Here is a 23,628-nt window from a genome sequence, read left to right as displayed (position 1 = left end):
TATGAAAAAGGAATTGCTTATTGGTGTTGTCGTTGGGCTTATTGCCAATGTGATAGGACTTTATTTTGCCACTAGTTTCTTTGGGAATGGCGAAGATGTTGTTTCGGTCCTAAAAGCGGCTTCTTTTGAAGGCTTTTTGGGCAAACTCATCAGTTTGGGAGCCATATTAAACCTTCTGGCGTTTTTTGTGTTTATTAAAAAAAGACAGGATTATAGAGCAAGAGGCGTACTTTTAATTACAATTATTATTGCTGTTTCAACGTTTGTCTTTAAATTTATCTAGATGAAATACTATATTATTGCTGGAGAAGCTTCTGGAGACCTACATGGCTCAAACCTAATGAAAGCATTGCTTAAAGAAGATGTCAATGCCCAGTTTAGGTTTTGGGGAGGCGACTTAATGGAAGCCACTAGCGATACCTTAGTAAAACATTATAGGGATTTGGCTTTTATGGGCTTTGCCGAAGTGCTCATGAACCTGAGAACCATATTTAAAAACCTGTCTTTTTGCAAAAAAGATATTGAAGCTTTTAACCCAGATGTAATTGTTTTTATTGACTACCCAGGGTTTAACTTAAGAATAGCCAAATGGGCAAAACAAAAAGGCTTTAAAACACATTACTATATCTCCCCTCAAATTTGGGCCTGGAAAGAAAACCGAATCAAAGCCATAAAAAGAGATGTGGATGAAATGTATGTGATACTTCCTTTTGAAAAAGATTTTTACGAAAAAAAACATAACTACCCAGTTCATTTTGTGGGACACCCAACCATAGACGCCATAGCAAACAGGCATCAAGTGGACGAGTATACCTTTCGGGCTGACTACGAGTTAAACGAAAAACCCATCATTGCCGTTTTACCTGGAAGCAGAAAACAGGAAATTAAAAAAATGCTATCGGTGATGGTTTCTTTGGTAAACCAATACCCCAATTACCAATTTGTTATTGCTGGCGCTCCAAGTCAGGATTACAGTTTTTACCAGCCTTTTATTAAAAATGCCAACGTGGGTTTTATTTCCAACAAGACCTACGATTTACTCTCTGTCTCTACAGCTGCTTTGGTTACTTCTGGAACTGCCACTCTAGAGACAGCTTTATTTAAAGTGCCTCAAGTTGTGTGTTATAAAGGCAATTGGATATCCTATCAAATTGGGAAACGCGTAATCAATCTTGAGTATATTTCTTTGGTGAATTTAATCATGGATAAAAAAGTGGTTACGGAATTGATCCAGGACAACTTTAACACCAAATCCTTAAAAAGGGAACTGGACCTCATTCTAGACCCTTACGAGCGTACAAAGTTTTTTATTGATTATTACGAACTTGAGAAGAAACTTGGAGGAAAGGGAGCTAGCCAAAAAACAGCGAAACTAATTTACAATGCCATTAAAAATTAACATGCGAAAAACAGTCTTTTTATTGTGTCTTCTATTAAGCTTATCGGCTTGCAAGTCGTCCAAAAAAACAGCAGCTTCAAGCAAAAAAACAACTAGAACAACAGCGGTTGCCAAAAACGCAAGTCCTGCCTCAAACGCCAGCATAGAAAACATTATTAAAACAGCCGAAAAATACAATGGAGTGCGCTACAAATATGGTGGATCCTCTAAAAAAGGCATGGATTGTTCTGGCCTGATAACCACAGCCTATAACAGCGAAAACATCTTGCTGCCCAGAACCACTGGAGCTTTGGCAACTACCGGAAACTGGGTAGATGTCAAAGAAGTTCAAAAAGGCGATTTACTGTTTTTCGCAACCCAAAAAAACAGCCGAAACATCAACCATGTTGGCCTGGTTACCGAAGCCAGGTCTGGTTATGTGGAATTTATTCATTCCACCACAAGCAGTGGTGTGATTACTTCTAGATTATCTGAAAAATATTGGTATTTTGCTTTCGTACAAGCACGTAGAATATTATAAGTTTTTTAGTATCTTACTTATGTGAAACTACTTGACTTTGTTATTGTTAAGCTAACCATTTGTTTGGTTTTAGGAATTCTATTGGCTCAGGTTACAGATATTTCCTTAACCGGTTCTGTAATAATTACGGTCATACTTATAGTATTCCTTAGCATAGCCTATGTCCTTTCCAAGCCGTTGTTCACCAGAAATATCTGGTTTGGAACCATAGCCTTTTTAACCATGGTCTCCCTAGGTGTTAATATTGAAAAGCTACACGACCAGAAACTTCATAAAAACCACTATACAGCTTACAGTAACCATTTAAACGAAACCCCTTCCTTAATAAAGCTTAAAGTTTCAAACCTTTTAAAATCCAACACTTACAACGACAGATATGTTGTGAAACTCTTAAAAATCGATAGTATTTCAGTTAACGGATTGGCATTGCTAAATTTGAAAAAAGACTCCTTGTCCAGTGCGTTTGAAGTTGATGATATCCTGTTTGTAAAAACATCTTTACTTCCCATTAAAAGCCCTATAAATCCGGGGCAATTCAATTACAAATCGTTTTTGGAAAACAAATACATCTATTCGCAAATGTATGGCACTTACCAAGAAACATATATTGTAAGCAAGGAAAAGCACACACTGTTTGGCTATGCCAATGCCTTAAGGGCACATATTAACCAAGAGCTTAAAAAATATCCGTTTAAACCAAATGAACGCGCCATAATCAACGCCCTTTTATTGGGTCAGCGAAATGATATTTCCAAAGAAATCTACGAAGACTACAAAAACTCTGGAGCCGTTCACATCCTTGCTGTTTCCGGTTTACATGTAGGCATCATTTTATTGTTTTTAAATATGCTGTTCAAGCCAGTGGGGTTGCTCAAGCATGGACGCGTATATAAAATCATCCTGATTATCTTATGCCTATGGGGATTTGCAGTCATTACAGGTCTTTCTGCCTCTGTTACCAGGGCAGCACTAATGTTTAGCCTGGTCGCAATTTCCTTAAATTACAAAAGACCTACCAACACATTGAATATTTTAGCTTGTTCGGCATTTATCATTTTACTTTTTAAGCCCAACATACTGTTTGATGTAGGGTTTCAGTTAAGTTATTTGGCTGTGATTGCCATTGTAACCATCTATCCCTTACTGTATAGCTTTTGGCAGCCCAAATATTGGGTAGTGGATAAGTTATGGCAAGCTTTTATCGTATCCATCGCTGCACAGTTTGGTGTCTTGCCTATAAGTTTATATTATTTTCATCAAATCCCAGGGCTGTTTTTTCTCTCAAACGTTATTGTCATTCCTTTTCTAGGGGTTATTTTGGCTTATGGCATTGCTGTAATTGTCCTGGCCTTATGCAACATATTACCCAATTTTGTGGCTCTGTTCTATGGAAAGATAATTGGATGGATGAACCAGTTTTTTAGATGGATTTCCCAACAAGAAGCGTTCCTGTTTAAGGACATAGCATTCAACCTGCTTCAAGTATTGACCAGTTACGCCATCATTGTAAGCATATACCATGTTTACAAACATAAAGACTATAAAAATTTACGCATGCTTTTGGTGGCTATAATATTGTTTCAATCTGCAAGCCTGTACACTAAATATCAAACAAAAACCGATTCCATATGGATGGTGTTCCATAAAAGCCAATCTTCCATTCTTGGCTTTCAAGAAAACGGCATCCTGCAAGTACATCATTCGCTGGATAGCACAAAACTGTTAAACGAAACCATGCTTGTAAATTATGCAACTAAACATCATATTTCAGAGATCAAGCAAGAGGACATTCTGCCCCTTTACCGACTAAACAACAAGCTCCTTTTAATTATTGACAGCCTTGGTGTGTACCAAGTTTCCAGCTTTAAACCAGAACTCGTCTTACTACGCGATTCCCCTAAAATCAATCTGGTTCGGCTTATTGATAGTTTGAGTCCGAAACTGATAATTGCAGATGGCAGCAACTACAAATCCTATGTCATGCGATGGGAAGCGACCTGTAAAAACAAAAAAGTCCCTTTTCATCATACATATAAAAAGGGAGCTTTTGTAGTAAATTTAAAAGGGGATTAATTTGAGAATTCTGGTTTAAAAGCACTGTAATAAGCAGAAAAATCCTCTTGTGTTTTCATGTTTACATGCGCATCATTTTTAAACAATTTCAAATACAGTTCCAGCTGTTGTGGCGTTTTATACCCAATAACTGGGCTTAAAAACTCGGCCTGCTCATCCAAAAACAAAATGGTTGGATAAGACCTGACACTAAAATAGGTTGATAATTGGTGTTGCGAATTACGTCTGTTGGCATTGGCAGGATTATAACCCGGATTTGTAAAGGTGTTACCCTTAAAATTAATGGTCTCGTTGCCTTCGGCATTAAATTTCACGGCATAATAATGCTTGTTTACGTAGTCTGCCACATCTTTGTTTTTAAAAGTGTTTTTATCCAACATTTTGCATGGTCCACACCAGTTGGTATAGGCATCAATCATTATTTTTTTTGGGTTTTTCTTTTGTAGCGCTACAGCTTCTTCTAAAGTGACCCAGTTAATTTCTTGAGCAGATATATTAACAACAAATAATAAAATGGCAAATACAGATAGTAATTTTTTCATAATAATGTATAATTTCAAACTTAGTAAATAAGTTCTGTAGGTTTCAAAAACTGTTCCTAAAATATAAAAAACACTCCAATTCAGGAGTGTTTTCTATAAATTTTAACGCTTTATTCGATTAACGTACGTTATGCATCAATCGTTTTAATAACGGGTTTAATATAATGGAGATAATTCCAACACCTATAGGGATTAAGGTAAAAATTAAAAAGAAGGTCCCTAAGGAATATTGTTCTGAAATTTTATCTATCATGCCTCCCATGGTACCCGCTGCTTTTTGTCCAACGGCAATGGCCAAATACCAAACCCCAAACATAAATCCAATCATTCTGGCAGGTACCAACTTACTTAAATATGATAAGCCTACTGGGGAAATACATAACTCGCCCATGGTGTGCAACAAATAAGCCAATATTAAAAAGATGATACTAACCGAAGCTGTTTTGGCTCCTGAAGGTATCTCTGAAGCTCCATATGATAAGATGGCAAAACCTAAACCTAACAAAATTAAACCTAAACCGTATTTCATGGCAGCGCTAGGATTGTATTTGCTTTCCCACCAACGGGAAAACAATGGTGCCAAGGTAATAATAAAGAACGAGTTTAAAATACCAAACCAAGTGGCTTCAATCTCGTTCCCTTCTTGAGAGAACTTATCCATCAACCTAAATATAACCAAGAACCACAAACCAGCAAATGCCAAAGCCAAAATGACATTGGACAAACCTATTCTGGAAAACGTTTTTTTGGCCAACAACCAAAGTACCCAAGTAATGATCATTAAGGGAACGGTTGTCAACAAAGCATCAACCACTTTAAATATCATGGCCGAACTTCCTACCAAGGTCCTATCTGTGTAATCTCTGGCAAAAAGCGTCATGGAGCCTAAAGATTGCTCGAAAAACGCAAAGAAAAATACAGTAAACACCCCAAAGATAGACACGGCTATAATACGGTCCCTAACAATTGGTAAATACCTGGCAATTCTTGTTACAAGCAAGATTAGGAATAATGCCAAGGCACAAAGCACCACAAAATTGGAACCGCTTAAATTACCTACTGTAAATGGCACCAAACTGGAGCCATCAATTTTTTCCAAGGGATCGTTAAACAGATAAATCAAACCTCCAAGGGAAGATAACACCACTAAAATTTTATCGAACATGGTAAAAGGGTTCAACTTTTCATCTGCATCTGGCTCTTCTTGTTCTTTAGGTGCTTCCTCATTGATATTCTGAGGGATTTCAACCACATGTTTTATGGATGGTTTGCCACCTACGTTTCCAAACAAATCTTTAGCCAACCAAAACTGAAGCATCCCCAATAACATGAAGATTCCTGCCAAACCAAAGCCCCAAGACCAACCGTAGTTTTCAGCCAGATAACCACATAACATCATTCCAAAAAAAGCACCTGCATTTACTCCCATATAGAAAATGGTATAAGCACCATCTTTTTTGGATTCCTTGCCTTTATACATTTCAGAAATAATAGAGGTAATATTGGGCTTAAAGAAACCGGTTCCCACTACCAACAAAGCTAAACCTATGTAAAAGCTTGTGGTGGTCTCAAAAGCCATGGAAGCGTGCCCTAAGGTCATGATCAAACAACCTATAACCACAGCCACACGATATCCTGTAATTTTATCGGCAACCCAACCTCCTATTATTGGGGTTAAGTAAAGTAAGGAGGCATAAGTACCTATTAAAGCCAAAGCATGTTCCCTTGGCCATTCCCATCCTGGATTATCACTTAAAATTGGAGCTGTTAAAAACAATACCAATAATATACGCATCCCATAAAACGAGAAACGTTCCCACATTTCGGTAAAAAACAGTACAAACAGTCCGGCTGGATGGCCTATTACCTTGTCTTTAAATAGATTTTCAACATCTGTATTCATATATAATAAATTTAGTTAGTTCTTTTTTTAGTGGACATTGCCCATTAATTTTTTCATTAATGGCGAAAAGATCAATACCACAAGTCCTGCCCCAAGAGCATACTTGGCAATTAAGCCAAACCCGTCTGTATATATTGCCAATGTTTGTAAACCTCCAACATTTACGTCTGTACTTTCAACTGCCAATTGTTTTGAAATAAAACCTACAATTTGAAAAGCGTAAGCCGAAGACAAAAACCAAATCCCCATCATAAAGGCAACAATTCTTTGTGGCGACAAATCGGTTATTTTAGACAGTCCTACAGGAGACATAAACAATTCTCCAATGGAAATAACTACATACATGATAAACAAGTAAGCAAACGGAACCATCCCGTTTTCGTCTGCACTTCCTCCACTTAAGGATAGAATATAAAAACTCAACCCAGCCAGTAACAAACCTAAGCCAAATTTGTAAGGGGTTCTAGGGTTTAAATTCTTTTTGGATAAATACGCCCAAAGCAATGAAATTGGGATGGAAAGTACAATGATAACCAAAGAATTTAACGAGTTGGTTTGACTGGCGTTCATAACACCCTCTAAATCCACATTTCTGTCGGCAAACAAGGTTATAACACTTCCGGACAATTCATGGAAACCCCAAAACAAGGTCATGAAAAAGGTTATTAAAACGGCCATGATTAATTTTTTTCGCTCATCTGGTTTGGATTTAATAATCACATATGTCATAAAAATCAAAACGCCAACACCTATGAGCTTAAAAAGCAAATTCACCACGTTCTGATCCCCTAAAAAGGTATCTCCTCCACCAATATCCTTATAACTTGCCAACATAAGTGCTACCACAGGAGCTGCTAAAAAGGCAACAATGGGAACGAATGTTTTTTGTGGAATACCCAATATTTTCTTTTCATATATTTCCTTATTGGGAGGCATTCCCCTGTCTCCAAACACATTCTTTTTTATACCACTCCAAAAGAATAGGAGACCTGTTAACATCCCAATTCCCGCAAGTCCAAATCCATAGTGCCAACCATAGGTTTCACCAAGCCAACCACAAAGCAATGGAGCAGCAAAACCTCCAATATTGATTCCCATGTAAAAGATGGTAAACCCAGAATCTTTTCGTCTATCCCCATCTTTATACAAAGACCCTACAAAGGTGGAAATATTAGGCTTAAAGAAACCGTTTCCTACCACTATAAATGCCAAGGCCAAAAAGAAAGCCACATCATTCTCAATGGCAAGAACAAAATGTCCCAAAGCCATTAAAACACCTCCAAGGAAAATGGAGCTTCGCATCCCTAATATCTTATCGGAAATACGACCTCCAATAACTGTGGACGCATAAACCAAGGAACCATAAGAAGCATATACTGCTGCAGCTGCTGTGTCTCGTTCTGCCAATGCCTGGAAAATTTCATTAACCATGTATAGCATTAACAAAGCTCGCATCCCATAGAAACTAAAACGTTCCCATAGTTCAGCAAAAAACAAATAAAATAATCCCTTAGGATGTCCGAATAATTCTGGTTCTCCCTGTTCTGTTAAAATTGATTTTGACATATAGTGTTTAGTTAGTTCGTTATCTTATCCTTTAATCTTTACTTTTTCTTCATGGTTTTTTGATGCCTCAGGTATCTTATCTCCTAAAGTTCTATCTATAAAATCAGACATTTTGGTATATAAATGCAAACGCGTGTTGCCGCCATAAATACCATGGTTTTTGTCTGGATAGATCATCCACTCAAACTGTTTGTTGGCTTGCACCAAAGCCTCCACCATACGCATGGTGTTCTGCACATGTACATTGTCATCTGCTGTACCATGTATCAACAAAAAGTCTCCTTTTAATTTATCAACATGGTTTATTGGGGAATTGTCATCGTAACCGCTAGGATTTTCCTGAGGTGTGGTCATGTAACGCTCTGTGTATACAGAATCGTAAAAACGCCAACTTGTTACAGGTGCCACAGCAATGGCCATTTTAAATACATCGTTTCCTTTAAAAAGCGCATTACTGCTCATAAAGCCTCCATAGCTCCAGCCCCAAATTCCTATTCTAGAAGCGTCAATATAAGGTAGTTTACCTAATTGTCTGGCTGCTTCTATCTGGTCTTCAACTTCGTATTTCCCTAATTCTTTTTGTGTGACTTTTTTAAAATCGGCTCCTTTATAACCGGTTCCCCTACCATCTACACATGCTACAATATAGCCTTTTTGAGCCAAGTACTGATACCAATAATCGTTAGCACTGTTCCAAGTATTGGAAACACTTTGAGACCCTGGACCAGAATATTGATACATAAATAATGGATATTCTTTGGAGGCATCAAAATCTGCTGGCTTAATCATCCACATATTTAAATCGTTTCCGTTTACATGAATGGTACTAAATTCCTTTTTGGAGGTTTTATAGTCCAACAAAGTCTCAGAGAGTTTGTCGTTGTCCTTAATGCTCTTGATTAAATCTCCTGTTTTGGCATCGTTCAATGTGTATTCTGGTGGTGTGGAAGCATTGGAGAACGTATTGATGAAATAAGAAAAATCGGCACTAAAAGAGGCTCTGTTGGTGCCTTCGCTTTTGGTTAAACGCTCCTTATCCCTACCATTCAGTTTTATGGAATAAATATCTCTGTTAATGGAACCGTTTTCGGTGGACTGGTAGAAAATTCTATGGCTTTTTTCATCATATCCATAATAACTGGTCACTTCCCAGTTTCCTTTGGTCACCTGGTTTATTAAATCTCCTTCTTTTGAATAGTGATAAATGTGATTGTAGCCATCTTTTTCGCTGGTCCAGATAAAACTATTGTCTTTTAGAAAAGTTAAATTGTCTGTCACATCCACATAAGCAACATCCCTTTCTTCAAGAACCAAGGTTGCTGTCTGGTTTTTAGCGTCTATAAACCATAAATCCAATTCGTTTTGGTGTCTGTTTAAATAATGGGCACTCAACACATCTGGATCATTGGTCCATTTTATTCTGGGAATATAAAAATCGGTGTAGTCTTTGTTCACTTTCACTTCAGTAACGGTATCGGTTTTCAACTCATACAAATGAAGCGACACCAAAGCGTTGGCTTCTCCTGCCTTAGGGTATTTAAACACATCTTGCGTAGGGTACAAAGCTGAACCATAGACATCCATTGAAAATTCTGGTACTTGGGTTTCATCAAAACGGATAAATGCAATCTTATCACTGGCTGCATTCCACTCGAAAGCGCGAACAAATCCAAACTCTTCCTCGTAAACCCAATCTGTGATACCATTGATGATTTTGTTCTTCTCCCCATCAAAAGTGATTTGTGTGGTGGTTCCAGAGCTCAAATCTTTTACAAAAAGATTGTTTTTATAGCCATAGGCAATTTTAGTACCATCTGGGGAAAAGGTTGGTTCTTGAATCTGTTCTTCGGCTACCAAACTAAGGTCCTTTGTTTTGGTATTGTACACATAATAAGTCCCTAAAGACGAACGTCTAAAAATACGCGTCACATCTGTAGCCAAAAGTATGTTACTTTCATCTTCACTAAAAGTATAATCCAAAAAATTTGGAATGGCCTCTAATTGGTTAGAATTCACCAAAGTTTTCACTTTTTTCAGGGTCTTATAATCGTAAACATCTATAGAGGTGGTTCCAGAGGTTCTATCAAAATTCAAAACAGAATATTGCTGCCCGTTTTTCATGGAATGCAAGGCGTCCATACCTTCGGTTCTAAAGGCGCCAGTCCATATATCTTCTAGGGTTATCTCTTTATTTTGTGCTGAGGTTAAGAAAGTTGCAAATATGCAAAACAGTAGAAGGAGTTTGGTAAATTTCATTTAAATGTTTCTTTTGAATAAAATAATGCCAAGTTTACTAAAAAATAAGCAAAAAACAGTAAATATTAACAGTTAAATAGCCTTTTAAAACCCAACTAATATAAAATTAGTTACAAGAACAGTATCTTTGTGTTTTCAATTTATATTTCATGAGCAAATCTATATCTGGCTTTTCTAAACTTTCCAAATCGCATAAAATCGATTGGATTGTAGCTACTTATTTCAACAACAATGAAGACGCAAAAAACATCATCAAACAGTATTGGAATTCCAACATCAAGCTACAACAGTTGCACGACGAGTTTATAGAAAACACCATTACCAATTATTATTTGCCTTTTGGTGTGGCTCCCAATTTTTTAATCAATGGCAAAATGCACGCCATCCCAATGGCCATAGAAGAAAGTTCCGTTGTGGCTGCTGCTAGCAAAGCTGCTAAATTTTGGCTGGAAAGGGGTGGTTTTAAAGCAGAAGTGCTATCCACTACCAAAATTGGTCAGGTACATGTTATGTTCTATGGCGACCCAAAGACCTTACAGAGCTTTTTTAAACATGTTAAACCCAAACTTATACAAGCCACAAAAACCTTGACCAAAAATATGGAAGCACGTGGTGGAGGCATCCTGGATATTGAACTTCGGGATAAAACCCAAAGCCTGGACAACTATTACCAGCTTCACGCCACCTTTGAAACCCTGGATGCCATGGGCGCCAATTTCATAAATTCTTGTTTGGAACAATTTGCCAAAACCTTTAGGGAGGAAGCGCGCTTGTTTAATGGCTTTACTGAAAAAGAAAAACAGGTCGAGGTCATTATGAGCATCCTCTCTAACTATGTCCCTAATTGTTTGGTAAGGGCTGAAGTAAGTTGTCCTGTGGAACAATTAACCGAAAACACATCCATAAACCCCGAAGAGTTTGCCAAAAAATTTATACAAGCTGTTAAAATTGCCGAAGTGGAACCGTATCGCGCGGTAACACACAACAAAGGCATCATGAATGGAATAGATGCCGTGGTTCTGGCTACCGGAAACGATTTCAGGGCTGTGGAAGCTGGAGTTCATGCCTATGCATCCAGAAACGGACAATACAGCAGTTTAACACATGCTAAAATAGAAGCTGGCATCTTTTATTTTTGGATGGAAATCCCGTTGGCTTTAGGTACTGTTGGTGGTTTAACCAGTTTACACCCTTTGGTAAAATTGGCCTTGGAATTATTGCACAACCCATCTGCCAAAGAACTCATGCAAATTGTGGCTGTTGCCGGATTGGCACAAAATTTTGCAGCCTTGCGCTCTTTAACCACCACAGGAATCCAGGAAGGCCATATGAAAATGCATTTGTTGAATATCCTAAACCAGTTTCAAGCAACAGATGAAGAAAAAAACACCTTAATAAACCATTTTAAAAACCATACGGCTACACATAGCGCTGTAGTAGAAGCCATAAAGGATTTGAGATTGAAGAATAACAAATAACGAATGCAGAAGTTTCAGAGTAACGGAAAATTATTGATTACAGGGGAATACCTAGTTCTTGATGGCGCAATGGCTTTGGCTGTGCCTACTAAATTCGGACAATCCCTAGAGGTCACCACTTTAAACAAACCCATCCTGGTGTGGAAAAGTTTTGATTTTAAAGATGACATTTGGTTTGAGACAGTCTTTAAAATCAACCATAACGAGATATCCACTCAAGCTTTAAATAACAATGGTAAAACAGAGCGTCTCTTACAAATATTACAGGTTGCAAAAAAACTAAATCCAGGGTTTTTAAAATCTGGATGTCAAGTAGAGAACAAATTAACATTCCCTCAAGATTGGGGTTTGGGTTCCTCATCCACTTTAATAAACAACATGGCAAATTGGGCTCAAATAGATGCTTACAGGTTATTGGATCAAACCTTTGGTGGTTCTGGCTATGATATTGCCTGCGCACAACACGACACTGCCATTACCTATCAAATTGAAAATAACAACAGACATATTAAGAAAGCAAACTTTAATCCTTCTTTTAAAGACTCACTATATTTTGTGTATTTAAACAAAAAACAGAACAGTCGTGATGGTATTGCGCAATACAAAGCCAACACTTCAAATAAAACATATGTTATTAAGGAAATTAGCGGGATTACTTCCCAACTGATTTCTTGCTCCAATCTAACCGATTGCAATCTCTTAATAAACAGGCACGAACAAATTATATCCAGCATCATCCACCAAGTTCCCGTAAAAGAGGCCTTATTTTCAGATTTTAAAGGGTCTGTAAAAAGCCTTGGTGCTTGGGGAGGCGATTTTGTATTGGTTACATCTGAAGAAAACCCGACAGCCTATTTTAGATCTAAAGGTTATGATACCATTGTTCCCTATTCTGAAATGATAAAATAAAAAAAGCTTCACATGTTCTGTGAAGCTTTTCTATATGTATAATTCCTAATTATTATTGAACCGTATTGGCTCTATTGTCCTCAATATCTGAAGCCTCTTTTAAGGCATTGTATAATTTGGTGTTTACGTTATTCATTTTAGACGTACCTACTTGGTTTGCAAACCCTTGATAGTTGTCTAGTTCTGGAGCAGGTGTCTTTTTGGTTACCTGTACCATGTAAACGCCTTTTTCACCTTCAATTAATTTAGAGGTTTCACCTTCTTTTAATCCAAAGGCTGTTCCCACAACAAGACCCTCTTTTCCAGCTCCAGAAATGGTTGGGTTTTTCATGTTGATGGCTAAAGCTGTTTTAACTGTTTGGTTTTCGGCAGCAGCCACATCTTCCACAGTGGTTGCAGAAATCCTATCTTTAATCAATGCTGCTTTTTTCTCTTTTCTTATAGCTGGCAAAGCAGTTACCGACGCTTGCTCTGTATTCATCAATCCAGCAGCATTGGTAGCCGTTACTTGCACAATGGCATAACCACCATTTAAGTTAAAACGCTTGTAATCGCCAACCTCTGTTCCTTCTTCAAAAGCCCAACGTACCATGGCTCTTTGGTTTCCTAAACCAGGGATGTTTTCATCTAAAACCTTAATACCATTTACAGGACGTACAGCCAAATCTTTTTCTTTGGCTACAGCTTCAAAATCACCTTTCTCTATGGCTATTTCAAAATTTGAAGCATCCCTGAACACTTGGTTTATAGTGGTTTCGGAAGGCTCTATTTCCCTGGCAACGGTTGCTACCTTAATGGCACGTTGCTTGTTTTTCTGTCCTTCCACTTCAATAATATGGTATCCATATACGGTTTCTACCACATCCATATCACCTACATTGTTTTGGAAAACATAATCCCTAAACTCTGGTACCATGGTATTGTATGTAAAGTAATCGTAACTTCCTCCATTGGCAACACTGCCTTGGTCTGACGAATAGGTACTTACAAATTCCCCGAATTTAGAATTGTCTTTCTTTAAAACAGACAGCAAGCTATCTGCTGTTTTCTTAGCTTGTTCCTTGGATTGTGTTACATCTGGCTGTGCACTTGCAGCACCAACATAAGGAATTAAAATATGTCTTGCTTTTACCGAATCTGGCATTTGTATGGCAGCAATTACTTTGGTTAATTTAAAATAATTCCCGTCTTTGTATGGTCCATACACATCTCCAACATTCATGTTGAAGATGGTATCTGCAACTGATGCAGGCAAATCTGATTTGAATTTAAAACGGTCTTCAAATTTAATGTCGGAGTTTGAATTTACAAACACCTTATGGTTGGTTACTGTAGCAAATCCTTTTATTGTATCGTTATTCTTGGTAACTTCATTGTAAACCACCTGATCTTTCAATAAGTTTGCTAAATCCTGTTTGATGTTGTTTTCGTCTTCAACTGTAGCAGCTTCCTTAAATTCCACATAACGAATGTCTCTGGTAGCCTCTACTTCATATTGTTTTTTGTGCTTGTTGATATAAGAAGATATCTCAGATTTAGACACAGAAACAGTGCTGTCTGGAATGGACGTGTAAGGTATCTGAACATATTTAATGTCAATCGTTTCGCTCTCCAACATATGTTCCAATTTCCCTTCGGCCAAAGTGCCTGTCATACCAGCTTTCACCATATTAAAATAGTCTTGCTGTAAGGCATTCACTCCAATGCTGTTTTCGTAATCAACCCATTGCGCATAAGCAACGGCAGAGGTTTCTTTGAGATTGGCAATGTACTCGTTTAATTTATTTTCATCAAAAAGTCCTGCTTCATTTTGAAACTCCGGACTATTGGCCAAATTGGTTCTTAACAAATCCCTCATTTGGTCTTTTTCAACAGTCATACCCAATTCTTCAAATTGTGTTTCAAGTACTGCCTGTCTAACTTCTTGCTCCCAAACCCTGTTCATAGCTTGTGTATTGGTGCCGTTAGGACCAAGCTGTCTTTGGGCAACCTCCACTTTTTGCATAAAGTCTTCACGGGAAATGTCTTTGCCGTTAATGGTTGCAACAATGTTTTGAGATTTTCCTACCAGTGCATCTGTGTTTCTAAACAAATCTCCAATTACAAAAGAGAATAACGCTAACGCAATTACAATGATTAAAAAGAGTCCACGTTGTCTAATTTTATTTAAAACTGCCATTTTATATGTCTATATTGATTATAAATTATCGTGCGCGAAAATACCATTTTCTATTTAATAATAAAATAGAATGTTATATTAATTCTTTTAAGCTTAGCAAATTAGTCGGCTTCCAGTATTTTAAGCTCTACCAAATCTATTTTTGTATTGGAAACTTCAAGGATGGTAAACTGGAACCTGTCTATTAAAACCACTTCATTTTGCTGAGGGATTTCCTCTTTATGGTCTACAATCAAACCTCCCAATGTCTCGTAGTTTTCACTCTCCGGAAGGTTGATCTTAAAGGTTTCGTTTATATAATCCACTTCCAGTCTGGCTGAAAACTTATAGATGTCTTCTCCCAATTTCTCTTCAATTAAATCTATGGTATCGTGTTCGTCTTCTATTTCGCCAAAAAGTTCTTCCACTATATCTTCAACGGTTATGATACCAGAAGTGCCTCCATACTCGTCCAGAACCACTGCGATACTTTTTCGCTTTTTTATAAGCACACTTAAAATATCTTTTATTAACATGGTTTCTGGTACAAACTCTACGGGAACCAGAATGGATTTGAGGTTTTTGGGCTTTTTGAAAAGTTCAAAGGAGTGCACATAACCCAAGATATCGTCTATGGTATCCTTGTAAATCAGAATTTTTGAAAATCCCGTTTCCGTAAATAATGTGTTTAGGTTTTTGGATGACTCGGTAACATCCACAGCCGTAATTTCGGTTCTGGGAATCATCACTTCCCTTGCTTTTACTTCAGAAAATTCCAAGGCATTCTGGAAAATCTGTATTTCGGTATCTATATCATCACTTTCTTCCACAGATTCCATCTGCTCACTAATGTAATTGCCCAGTTCCACTTTGGAAAAGGCCAGTTGGACTTGGTCGCCTTCGGTTTTAAAAAATTTTTTCAATACCACATCCGAAATCCAAATCACAAAATTGGAAATGTAATTAAAGAGCAGATAAAAAAAGTAGGCCGGAAAAGCCAATAACTTGAGTAGGGAATTGGCATAGATTTGAAAAAATACCTTTGGTAAAAATTCGGCAGTGATTAAAATAATCAAGGTAGAGATGACGGTTTGGCTTAACAAACTAAAATCCACCAATAGAAAATTGATAAGCTTGGAGCTGGAGGGCAAAAAGGACTGAAACCAATCTACCAACAAATCTCCCATAAAAAACCCATAAATAACCAAAGCAATATTGTTGCCAATAAGCATGGTTGCAATAAACTTGGAAGGCCTTGCGGTTATTTTTGTTAAAATCTTTGCTAAAATCCCCTGTTGCTTTTTTTCTATTTCTATATGAATCTTGTTTGAAGACACATAAGCAATCTCCATCCCGGAGAAAAAAGCAGAAAGAATTAAAGAGACAACAATAATTATAACATCTGGGTTCATGTTTTAATTACGGTCTTTGTTCTCAAATTTTTTGTTGAATCGTTTTCTAAAGAAAAACATAAAAATAGCTGCTGCTGCCAATAATAAGGAAGTGTATTCTACCTGTCCTGTTTCCATGTATTTTGAAACAGCATCGTAAATAAAGATAACAGCAAAAAACAAATAGGCGTATTGGAAAAACTTAAATAGTTTCATTTAGTATATATTAAAAATGATGGGGTAAAGATACAGAATTATTCGTCAAGTGTGATGATTCCATCAATTTCCAAAACTTGGGCTTTGGTAAACTTGGTATCGGAATCGAAGCCTTTGCCGTTTATAACATCCCTTCCGGTTCTAAAGGTGACTGGCTTGTTTGTAAAAAGCCATTCCCTATTTTGGTCGTAATACAACTGTTCTGCAAACAAGGTGTCTTTATTGGTGGAAGAAAGTACCACATGGCCTTGCAAATCTATAATTCCGGTTTTGTCGTAAACTATGGCATAGTCTGCTATAACGTTGCTTTTTTGGTTTTGCTCATCAAACAAGTCCAAATCTATGCCATCTGGAAACTCGTTAAAGGCAAACTCCCTATTGGAATAATCCAACATTTTAGGACTCTTTAAATTGGCGGTTACCCGACCAGAATCTGTATATTTTAAATTGATATGCTCTGCAATGCCTATAGGTTCGTTTTCTGATATCCCAATTTTTTTAACCTCTTCAAAATTGTTTTTACACGAAAGGAACAGGCTTAAAACCACAGGGCAAACAAAAAACACTTTAAACGAATGATTGAGGTCCATGCTATAAATGTATCATATAAAAAAACATAGTCACAGCATGCGCTATGACTATGTAATTTATGTTATGTAAACCTGTCTTGTCCATTATAAGCTTGGCACAGTAACACTGGCTCCAATCCAGCATCCAATGTTGATTTTTTGTCCAGCATTCCCCTCACTGAAAATCTCAGATTTCTGAGGTGCTTTAGCTCTGTAATTGGCTGCTGTTTGAGCTGCTGCACTTTTTAAGGTTGGGTCCACACGTCCTGCTTTTTCAGCTTCATCGGCAGCCAACCAGAATACAGCACGCTTGTTAAAGTTGGTGTCTCCACAGTTATTGGCGCTTCTATTATACATATCGGCAATTTTTAAATGTGGTCTTCCGTTTGATGGGTTGAACTTTAAAGCATTTCTAAAGTAAGCCCTAGCAGAACCAAAATCTCCCCTAGCTTTTAATTTATCACCAATTTTTTCATATAGCTTGGCTTTTTTGAAACTATCAGACTCCAGGCTTAAAGCTTGTTCGTAGAACTTAATGGCTTCCGATGTTTTACCTTCCTTATCTTTTAAGATTCCTAAGTAATAAGCCGAGTTGGCTGAAGGGCTTAAATTGTGATACGCATTCACCAATTTAAAGAACAAAGGATCGTCTGTACATTCTTTAGCCGACATGTTTCCGGCTGCTCTTTGTAACCATACAGCATTATCTTTGTTGGCCTCAAAGTCTTTAGTGTAAAGTGGCACCAAGTTTTCACAATTCGCTCTAGAACCTAACTTACTGTTGATACTACTTGAAATTTGATCGTAAGCATTTAAATAACTCTCATAAGATTTTTTATATCTCTCTTCTTTACTGGTTAAAGCAGTTCCTGCATCTTCTTTTTCAATAAGGGCATTTAAGTTTTCAGAGTAATTGGCAACTTCGCTGTCTACCTTCTCAACAACCTCATCGTATTTGGTGAATAATTCCCCAGCCGATTTTTTTCCGGCATCAAATAAATCTACCATCAAAGAGAAATAGGTATAAAGGGATTTAGGGTTTGTAAAGGTTTCAGCATCTGCTTTATAAGCAGCATCAAAACACGCATATAATTCTTCGTCCGTTTTATTTAAAACCTCCCTGTAATCGTACATTAACTGACAAGCTTTGGCACCAAATTCGCCTTTAGGGGTTTTGCTGGCAAAATGCGTTTCCCTTTCTTCCCAAAGCTTTACCAAATCGTTGATATAGGCAGCTTGCTCTGCTCCAGAGGATTTTTCAATTTTATCCTCAAGTATGTCTTCTCCGTATACATATATTGCTCTGCTGTAATTAGGATTCCTCTTTCTCAGTTCCATAAAAGGCTTATATGCTGCATCATAATTTTTTGCTTTGGCATACTCACTCATAATGGATAATGTGCTTGAATCTTCATCTTGGGCAGATACATAGTTCACTCCTAGGAATAGGAACGACAACAATAATGTAATTTTGGTTTTCATAATAATTTATTTTATACTTAATTAAATCTTCTTTTTTGGAACCATCTATCGTTAAATGAAAAACTTAGTTGAAAATTAATGAAATTTTCTTGTATTAAATTCTCGCTGGTTGTTCCTCTTTTTCCAAACTCAACACCTATGTTGGCATTGGAGAACGTGTTTCCCATTGGTAACCCTACTCCAAAAGATATGCCAAACTCGTTTATGGCCTGATCGTTGATGTTTAAACCAGTGCCTTCAAAACGAACTCCAGCCCTGTAAACCACTCTTTTAAAGTAACTTGAAAACGAATTGTAATCTGGTATCACAAAACCTCCTATGGATACTGTGGAGGCATTGGAATAGGTAACGTTTCCTGCAGAATCACTTGAAGCATACAATTCGTTTTTAAACGCTTTGGTATTTAAGTACGTGTATTCTGCCCCAACAAACCAGATTCTTGGCTGCCCAATTCCTGCTCCAAGGGATAATTTGGTAGGCAATACCAAATCTGTGCTTTTTAACCCTTGAGAGGCCAAATCTGCTTCTATGGAATTGATCACGTATTCTTGATCGTTTATCGCATTAATGGTAATGGTATTATAGGTACGTGAGTTCTCGGAATTCAAATTCATTTCCGGTCTAAACGTAAGACTGGTTGTCAATTCAAATTTATCCTGGATCATTTTGGAAAAAATAACCCCAAAATTGGCACTCAAACCACCAATATCCGATCGGTTGTCTTCACGGGTTTGGTATTGTGCCAAAGTGCCTTCGTTTGTGTAAACATACTCAATGGTGTTATTTTTAACATTACCAAAATTATAACCCAAATCAACACCTACACTCAACCCATCCATCACCAGATATCCAAGGGAAGCATATACTTTATTCACGCCTCCTTCTCCTCTAAACTTGGTGGAAAGGTCGTTGTTATTGTTCAAGGTTTCCAATTTATATCCCACAGATGTATAAGGTATCAAACCCATTCCCAAACCAAACCTCCCAATAGGAAAGGACATGGCCAGGTAATCCAAGGTGGAGGAATTGACTTCATCTGAGGCTGTATCGCTTTTTAATTTGGCATTGGTATGGCTTCCTCCTATGGCAAATTTTACAGGCCTGCTTTCGTTATTGTATATGGCTAAGTTTTTTGAAGCATACGATGCTGGATTCCTTAGATTTATATGAATACTATCAGAATATACACTCAACCCTCCCATACTTCTACTCTCTACGGTCCCTTTAAATTTTAAGCTACCCATGCCATAAAATGAATATGGCGAGGCTGTGCCCTCTTGTGCGTAACTTTTAATTGCAAATAATGCAATAAAAACGAATACCAGTTTTTTTATCATTCGGTTGAATTAAATTGTAAAATATGGTTCAATCCTTCTAAAAGGAAATTTGAGTTGGCAAATATGCTACTTTTTAATTGTTTAGACAAAAAATTAGCATCACCACCTGTTAAAATAACTGTTAAATCTGAATATTTTTCTTTATAAGCCTCTATAACACCTTCCATTTCATTTAAAACACCAAAAACAACCCCGGAATGAATGGCTTGTTCTGTGGACTGTCCTATAAAATGATCGGGACGCTTTGTATCCAATAACGGTAAATGGGCCGTTAAATTATTTAATGCTTGATATCGCATCCGCAAGCCTGGTGAAATGGCTCCTCCCAAGTAGCTGTTTTCTTTGGTTATAAAATCGTAGGTAATGCATGTTCCTGCATCTATAACCAACACATCTTTTCCTGAAAATTGAGCAGAAGCAGCACTCACCAAAGCCAACCTATCCACTCCCAATGTTTTGGGGGTCCCATAAAGATTTTTAAAAGGCATTTTGGTTTCAGAATTCAATACAACCACTGGCAAGCGCTTTTTTAGCTGCTTTAGCGCCAAATCATGCAAGTTCCCAACAGAGGAAAGGATACAAGCATCTATTTTGGGATAAGTTTCTAAAATAGTTTCAAACGCATGTTGGAAAGCCTGTAGCTCAACCACAGTTTTAAAAACCATGTCATGATCCTGAAAGACAGCTAATTTAACAAAAGTGTTCCCAACGTCTACAACTAAATTCATATCTTAAATTAAGTTTGTAAATTTACAAAACCATTTTTTATTTATTTTCTTTTGGCGAATAATAAAAATGAATATATATTTGCACCCGCTTGAATGATTGAAAACATTTGATTTTAATTGTCCAAGTCCGCAAATAAGCGACTGGTGCCTTAGCTCAGTTGGTAGAGCAAAGGACTGAAAATCCTTGTGTCCCTGGTTCGATTCCTGGAGGCACCACCATAAAATCCCCGTAACATCAATGTTTACGGGGTTTTTTGTTTTTAGGGTGCAAAATAAGGTGCAAATAAAAACCGCTACAAATTAATGTAACGGTTTAATCGCTATTAATCTAGGATCACTTTTAAGATGCCGTACCACTACCTAAATAAACGCTATTTGATACTCTGGAGCCATCAGCTTCAATGAATGCCATAAACAACTCTACAGTGTCCCCTGCATAAGTTGATGGTATAATTAGTGTTTCTGTTCCAACTGTTCTATCAGCGCCTTCTAATTGCGAAATAGACTCGTTCTTACTTGGATTATAAACCAATAACATCGCTTTATCTGTTGGATTAGCATTTCCTTCTAAAGAGTTATCATCCCATGTAAACGTTACTTCTCCTGGTGTTGCTAAATCTGTACCCGGATTCAATACACCTGATAGATTTCCTCTACTCAACAAGGCTAAAGTGTAATCAACTGTAAAGTTGGGTGCAATTCCGGTAATAGCATTGTTTAAAACATAAGACATAGCTGCATTAAACTGTGTCATTTTAACCGCATAGTTTTTATATCCTTTTTGCACAAATGCAAGATTAGGCTGTAAATACTCTAACGTAACAGTAAATTTATTTCTTTGATTTACTTGTCCTTCTGTTCTTGGGTTAGCAACACTGGAAGGCTTAATTCTTAAATAATCAATTCCTTTCCAATTACCACCAATAACATTTCCTACCTTTCCAGATAGTCCTCCTAAAATTCCTTGGGCTATTTTTCCCATAACATATAACAATTTTTAATTAATACTCATTCGGACTTGGTACGGACTTAATAGGGAATTAACCCCTATTTCTTTATACTATAAAATACGTTAATAATCTTCAGATAAGACTTTTAAATTCTTGTAATGCTTCCTTTTACATTCAATTCTATTATTATTCAATTAGAGTATCAATATTTACTCCAACTCCCCCTTCAAATAATTTTTTAGACAAAAAAAAAAGAAAAAAGAAAGCCGAAAACTTGGAGCCGTGGCTATACTGTCAAGTTTTTTGGAAAAAATATTGCCCAGGGAAAGGTTTTTAAAATAAGCACCTAAACGTAGGTGCAATATTATTTTCAAAACCCGGAGGGCTTGAACTTTATAGTATAATGGCGGTGGATGAAGAAAGGCTACTAAATTTGCAAACTTTTTTATTTTATAATACTATAATCTACTTCCCAAATCCATGTGACCCATTTGGGTAAATTTATTGTAGATGCTTCTTCCTTACAGAAAACTCGTTTTGCATTAACAATTAGATTTAGATCGGTTAGCTTATCCTTAAACATAGGCTGTATCTGTTTATTAGAAGTAATAGTCAATGTATTTAAAAAAGCAGAATCAATAGAAGGGTAATCTACTTGAATTGGAACAGTATTATTCCGACCACCAATACCATAATCAATCATTTCATCATCCGTTACGCAAACTAATAAACATTTATACTTGGAAAAGTCTGAATAAAGAGTATCATTTTCTTCATTAGTATAATGTTTTAATAATGCCAACCTAAACATATCATTTAATATTTTACCATGGTTTTTAGGGCGCGCTTGATTTTTAGAGATGGCAGTGCGTCTAAAGTATGCGAATTCGGCTATAATGCCTTGCTTTAATTTGTTTTTTGGATCTATACGCAAATCAAATTCTGGTTTTTTGTTTTTTCTACCTTGTCCTTGATTATTGATTTGTATTTGGTTTATAAATTGTGTTTTAGGCATGGGTTGTTCCAAAATAACATCTATTGATGTTAGATTATAGGTGTTAACAGCTGTAAAAGCAAAGTCATACCTAATGCTATCTTCCCCAAAGACATTAAAAGCATTATATTTTTCAACCCTTTTTTTTACCAATTCGTGGAACGTTTCATAAAATTTTTGCATCTATAGGTGTGTTTTTTATTGATTAATGTTTAAATAAATTATTAATTTCTTCTTTGTTATCAAATATTAGTTTAAAGCTAAAAGTTTCATTTCTGCCATCTGATTCACTAATTTTATTGTATATAGTTAATTTTCCAGTAACCATAAATATATTTCTGTTTGTAAATGTTTCGTATTCCACTAAAAAAGACCAGTCATCTTCAAAGTATTTGTTAGTTACTGTATCAAATTTATAGATTGTCATATCTTTAAATCCTACTATATATTTAAGGCCTAACAAAACAATTTTAAAACTACAATTAGCCCTTATTCCATCCTTTAAAGATATATATTCAAAGAGATGAACATTTTCAAAAATTCTGTCATCATCAGAGTTTAAAAAGATCATATTATTACCGATATATTCTATATAAATATGCCCTAAAAACACCTTTGAAGGCTTAATGACTTTCATAAATAACGAATTGATTTAAAGTGGTTTATTGTAAATATATGACAAACTTTTTTTAGAAAAAAAACGGTTTTTATTTTTTCGTTTTTTTTAAATAATGTTTTTTTTATTTGTGAAATTTTATGTATGACTACGGGTTTTAGCAGGTAATCTAAAAGGCGCGAGCCGGCTGCGAGTTGAGCAAGGGTGGTGTGGTAATAGCACGTTGCATTTTCGCAAAAGTGCGTACCACAGCTACGGTTTACCGCAAGGGTGGCGGATTTTTTGATTTTTTATGTAGTCAGACGATACTTTATGGATATTACGACATAATCAAGTTTAGGCAAGTGCAGGGATTGAAAGAGGCAATGGAAGGTTTTGAGAATAGTTTTCTTTTAAGGTTTTGCGTTTACGTAATTAAAAGAGTATTGAGGATTTAAGGGTTTGAGGGTTTTTATGGATTTATCCAATAGCAAAACCGTAATGTAAAAACTATTTAGCGTGGATGGAATTGCCGACTGAATGAGTTGCTCTTGCTTATTGA

Annotated in this window: 20 protein-coding genes and 1 tRNA gene; 7 read left to right on the top strand and 14 right to left on the bottom strand. The window is 36.6% G+C overall.

Features of this window, described 5'->3' with window-relative positions:
- Position 1: 1 nt before the first annotated feature.
- Genes D778_RS04930 through D778_RS04915 form a run of 4 tightly spaced genes read left to right on the top strand, consistent with a single transcriptional unit; the run spans position 2 to position 3,992 of the window.
- Entirely contained in the window at positions 2-283 is a 282-nt protein-coding gene (locus tag D778_RS04930) for a hypothetical protein (protein ID WP_007648265.1), read from the top strand.
- Positions 284-1,399, top strand: coding sequence for a lipid-A-disaccharide synthase (gene lpxB / locus D778_RS04925; RefSeq protein ID WP_007648254.1), 1,116 nt, complete (start codon positions 284-286; stop codon positions 1,397-1,399). It abuts the gene before it with no gap.
- Positions 1,383-1,919, top strand: coding sequence for a C40 family peptidase (locus D778_RS04920; RefSeq protein WP_238307582.1), 537 nt, complete (start codon positions 1,383-1,385; stop codon positions 1,917-1,919). The genes lpxB and D778_RS04920 overlap by 17 nt, the downstream gene beginning before the upstream one ends.
- Before the next feature lie 21 nt (positions 1,920-1,940).
- Positions 1,941-3,992 (top strand): ComEC/Rec2 family competence protein, encoded by a 2,052-nt coding sequence (locus D778_RS04915; protein ID WP_040491521.1) that lies wholly within the window; start codon positions 1,941-1,943, stop codon positions 3,990-3,992.
- On the opposite strand, the gene D778_RS04910 is transcribed toward D778_RS04915, so the two are convergent.
- The 4 genes from D778_RS04910 to D778_RS04895 all read right to left on the bottom strand — a co-directional run bounded on the left by D778_RS04910 (position 3,989) and on the right by D778_RS04895 (position 10,259).
- On the bottom strand, positions 3,989-4,534 hold the full coding sequence (locus D778_RS04910; RefSeq protein ID WP_007648251.1) for a thioredoxin family protein: 546 nt from the start codon (positions 4,532-4,534) through the stop codon (positions 3,989-3,991). The genes D778_RS04915 and D778_RS04910 overlap by 4 nt on opposite strands.
- Positions 4,535-4,652: 118 nt before the next feature.
- A complete protein-coding gene (locus D778_RS04905) occupies positions 4,653-6,437 on the bottom strand; it encodes a peptide MFS transporter (RefSeq protein ID WP_007648250.1) in 1,785 nt (594 codons plus the stop codon).
- A gap of 27 nt (positions 6,438-6,464) precedes the next feature.
- Positions 6,465-8,003, bottom strand: coding sequence for a peptide MFS transporter (locus D778_RS04900; protein WP_007648249.1), 1,539 nt, complete (start codon positions 8,001-8,003; stop codon positions 6,465-6,467).
- Between the two features lie 24 nt (positions 8,004-8,027).
- On the bottom strand, positions 8,028-10,259 hold the full coding sequence (locus D778_RS04895; protein ID WP_007648248.1) for a S9 family peptidase: 2,232 nt from the start codon (positions 10,257-10,259) through the stop codon (positions 8,028-8,030).
- A 149-nt stretch (positions 10,260-10,408) separates the two neighbouring features.
- On the opposite strand from D778_RS04895, the gene D778_RS04890 reads away from it, so the two are divergent.
- Together D778_RS04890 and D778_RS04885 are read left to right on the top strand one after the other, a co-directional pair.
- Entirely contained in the window at positions 10,409-11,737 is a 1,329-nt protein-coding gene (locus tag D778_RS04890; RefSeq protein WP_007648247.1) for a hydroxymethylglutaryl-CoA reductase, degradative, read from the top strand.
- Positions 11,738-11,740: 3 nt separating this feature from the next.
- On the top strand, positions 11,741-12,646 hold the full coding sequence (locus tag D778_RS04885) for a GYDIA family GHMP kinase (RefSeq protein WP_007648245.1): 906 nt from the start codon (positions 11,741-11,743) through the stop codon (positions 12,644-12,646).
- A gap of 52 nt (positions 12,647-12,698) precedes the next feature.
- Here D778_RS04885 and D778_RS04880 read toward each other — a convergent pair whose 3' ends face one another.
- The 7 genes from D778_RS04880 to D778_RS04850 form a co-directional block, all read right to left on the bottom strand.
- The gene (locus D778_RS04880) at positions 12,699-14,825 is read right to left on the bottom strand and encodes a peptidylprolyl isomerase (protein ID WP_007648243.1); all 2,127 of its coding nucleotides are present in this window, start codon (positions 14,823-14,825) and stop codon (positions 12,699-12,701) included.
- A gap of 101 nt (positions 14,826-14,926) precedes the next feature.
- Entirely contained in the window at positions 14,927-16,216 is a 1,290-nt protein-coding gene (locus D778_RS04875; RefSeq protein ID WP_007648241.1) for a hemolysin family protein, read from the bottom strand.
- A gap of 3 nt (positions 16,217-16,219) precedes the next feature.
- Positions 16,220-16,411 (bottom strand): hypothetical protein, encoded by a 192-nt coding sequence (locus D778_RS04870; protein ID WP_007648239.1) that lies wholly within the window; start codon positions 16,409-16,411, stop codon positions 16,220-16,222.
- A 38-nt stretch (positions 16,412-16,449) separates the two neighbouring features.
- Positions 16,450-17,001 carry an LPS export ABC transporter periplasmic protein LptC gene (gene lptC / locus D778_RS04865; protein ID WP_007648237.1) on the bottom strand — a complete coding sequence of 184 codons (552 nt, stop codon included), beginning with the start codon at positions 16,999-17,001 and terminating at the stop codon, positions 16,450-16,452.
- Between the two features lie 84 nt (positions 17,002-17,085).
- On the bottom strand, positions 17,086-18,462 hold the full coding sequence (locus D778_RS04860; RefSeq protein ID WP_007648235.1) for a hypothetical protein: 1,377 nt from the start codon (positions 18,460-18,462) through the stop codon (positions 17,086-17,088).
- Between the two features lie 17 nt (positions 18,463-18,479).
- Positions 18,480-19,799 carry a hypothetical protein gene (locus D778_RS04855; protein ID WP_007648233.1) on the bottom strand — a complete coding sequence of 440 codons (1,320 nt, stop codon included), beginning with the start codon at positions 19,797-19,799 and terminating at the stop codon, positions 18,480-18,482.
- Complete coding sequence (locus D778_RS04850) at positions 19,796-20,527, bottom strand: type III pantothenate kinase (RefSeq protein ID WP_007648231.1); 732 nt, start codon at positions 20,525-20,527, stop codon at positions 19,796-19,798. Before D778_RS04850 ends, D778_RS04855 begins: the two co-directional genes overlap by 4 nt.
- A 143-nt stretch (positions 20,528-20,670) precedes the next feature.
- Between D778_RS04850 and D778_RS04845 the strand changes: the two genes are divergently transcribed.
- A tRNA-Phe gene (locus D778_RS04845) sits at positions 20,671-20,746 on the top strand.
- A gap of 121 nt (positions 20,747-20,867) precedes the next feature.
- On the opposite strand, the gene D778_RS04840 is transcribed toward D778_RS04845, so the two are convergent.
- From D778_RS04840 to D778_RS04830, 3 genes are all read right to left on the bottom strand, one after another.
- The gene (locus D778_RS04840) at positions 20,868-21,509 is read right to left on the bottom strand and encodes a DUF6266 family protein (RefSeq protein WP_007648229.1); all 642 of its coding nucleotides are present in this window, start codon (positions 21,507-21,509) and stop codon (positions 20,868-20,870) included.
- A 413-nt stretch (positions 21,510-21,922) separates the two neighbouring features.
- Positions 21,923-22,654: a hypothetical protein gene (locus tag D778_RS04835; RefSeq protein ID WP_007648227.1), complete on the bottom strand. Its 732-nt coding sequence runs from the start codon at positions 22,652-22,654 to the stop codon at positions 21,923-21,925.
- Between the two features lie 22 nt (positions 22,655-22,676).
- On the bottom strand, positions 22,677-23,108 hold the full coding sequence (locus D778_RS04830; protein ID WP_040491518.1) for a hypothetical protein: 432 nt from the start codon (positions 23,106-23,108) through the stop codon (positions 22,677-22,679).
- Positions 23,109-23,628 lie beyond the last annotated feature (520 nt).

It is taken from the genome of Xanthomarina gelatinilytica (assembly GCF_000348685.1).
Taxonomy (GTDB): domain Bacteria; phylum Bacteroidota; class Bacteroidia; order Flavobacteriales; family Flavobacteriaceae; genus Xanthomarina; species Xanthomarina gelatinilytica.
This window is presented reverse-complemented; position numbering and strand designations above follow the sequence as displayed.

Bases quoted from the DNA above. Each gene is read 5' to 3' on its own strand.
- D778_RS04835 (WP_007648227.1), bottom strand. From the start codon at position 22,654: ATGCAAAAATTTTATGAAACGTTCCACGAATTGGTAAAAAAAAGGGTT.
- D778_RS04860 (WP_007648235.1), bottom strand. From the start codon at position 18,462: ATGAAAACCAAAATTACATTATTGTTGTCGTTCCTATTCCTAGGAGTG.
- D778_RS04840 (WP_007648229.1), bottom strand. From the start codon at position 21,509: ATGGGAAAAATAGCCCAAGGAATTTTAGGAGGACTATCTGGAAAGGTA.
- lpxB (WP_007648254.1), top strand. From the start codon at position 284: ATGAAATACTATATTATTGCTGGAGAAGCTTCTGGAGACCTACATGGC.
- D778_RS04890 (WP_007648247.1), top strand. From the start codon at position 10,409: ATGAGCAAATCTATATCTGGCTTTTCTAAACTTTCCAAATCGCATAAA.
- D778_RS04905 (WP_007648250.1), bottom strand. From the start codon at position 6,437: ATGAATACAGATGTTGAAAATCTATTTAAAGACAAGGTAATAGGCCAT.
- D778_RS04830 (WP_040491518.1), bottom strand. From the start codon at position 23,108: ATGAAAGTCATTAAGCCTTCAAAGGTGTTTTTAGGGCATATTTATATA.
- D778_RS04885 (WP_007648245.1), top strand. From the start codon at position 11,741: ATGCAGAAGTTTCAGAGTAACGGAAAATTATTGATTACAGGGGAATAC.
- D778_RS04930 (WP_007648265.1), top strand. From the start codon at position 2: ATGAAAAAGGAATTGCTTATTGGTGTTGTCGTTGGGCTTATTGCCAAT.
- D778_RS04920 (WP_238307582.1), top strand. From the start codon at position 1,383: ATGCCATTAAAAATTAACATGCGAAAAACAGTCTTTTTATTGTGTCTT.
- D778_RS04895 (WP_007648248.1), bottom strand. From the start codon at position 10,259: ATGAAATTTACCAAACTCCTTCTACTGTTTTGCATATTTGCAACTTTC.
- D778_RS04875 (WP_007648241.1), bottom strand. From the start codon at position 16,216: ATGAACCCAGATGTTATAATTATTGTTGTCTCTTTAATTCTTTCTGCT.
- D778_RS04880 (WP_007648243.1), bottom strand. From the start codon at position 14,825: ATGGCAGTTTTAAATAAAATTAGACAACGTGGACTCTTTTTAATCATT.
- D778_RS04870 (WP_007648239.1), bottom strand. From the start codon at position 16,411: ATGAAACTATTTAAGTTTTTCCAATACGCCTATTTGTTTTTTGCTGTT.
- lptC (WP_007648237.1), bottom strand. From the start codon at position 17,001: ATGGACCTCAATCATTCGTTTAAAGTGTTTTTTGTTTGCCCTGTGGTT.
- D778_RS04900 (WP_007648249.1), bottom strand. From the start codon at position 8,003: ATGTCAAAATCAATTTTAACAGAACAGGGAGAACCAGAATTATTCGGA.
- D778_RS04910 (WP_007648251.1), bottom strand. From the start codon at position 4,534: ATGAAAAAATTACTATCTGTATTTGCCATTTTATTATTTGTTGTTAAT.
- D778_RS04850 (WP_007648231.1), bottom strand. From the start codon at position 20,527: ATGAATTTAGTTGTAGACGTTGGGAACACTTTTGTTAAATTAGCTGTC.
- D778_RS04855 (WP_007648233.1), bottom strand. From the start codon at position 19,799: ATGATAAAAAAACTGGTATTCGTTTTTATTGCATTATTTGCAATTAAA.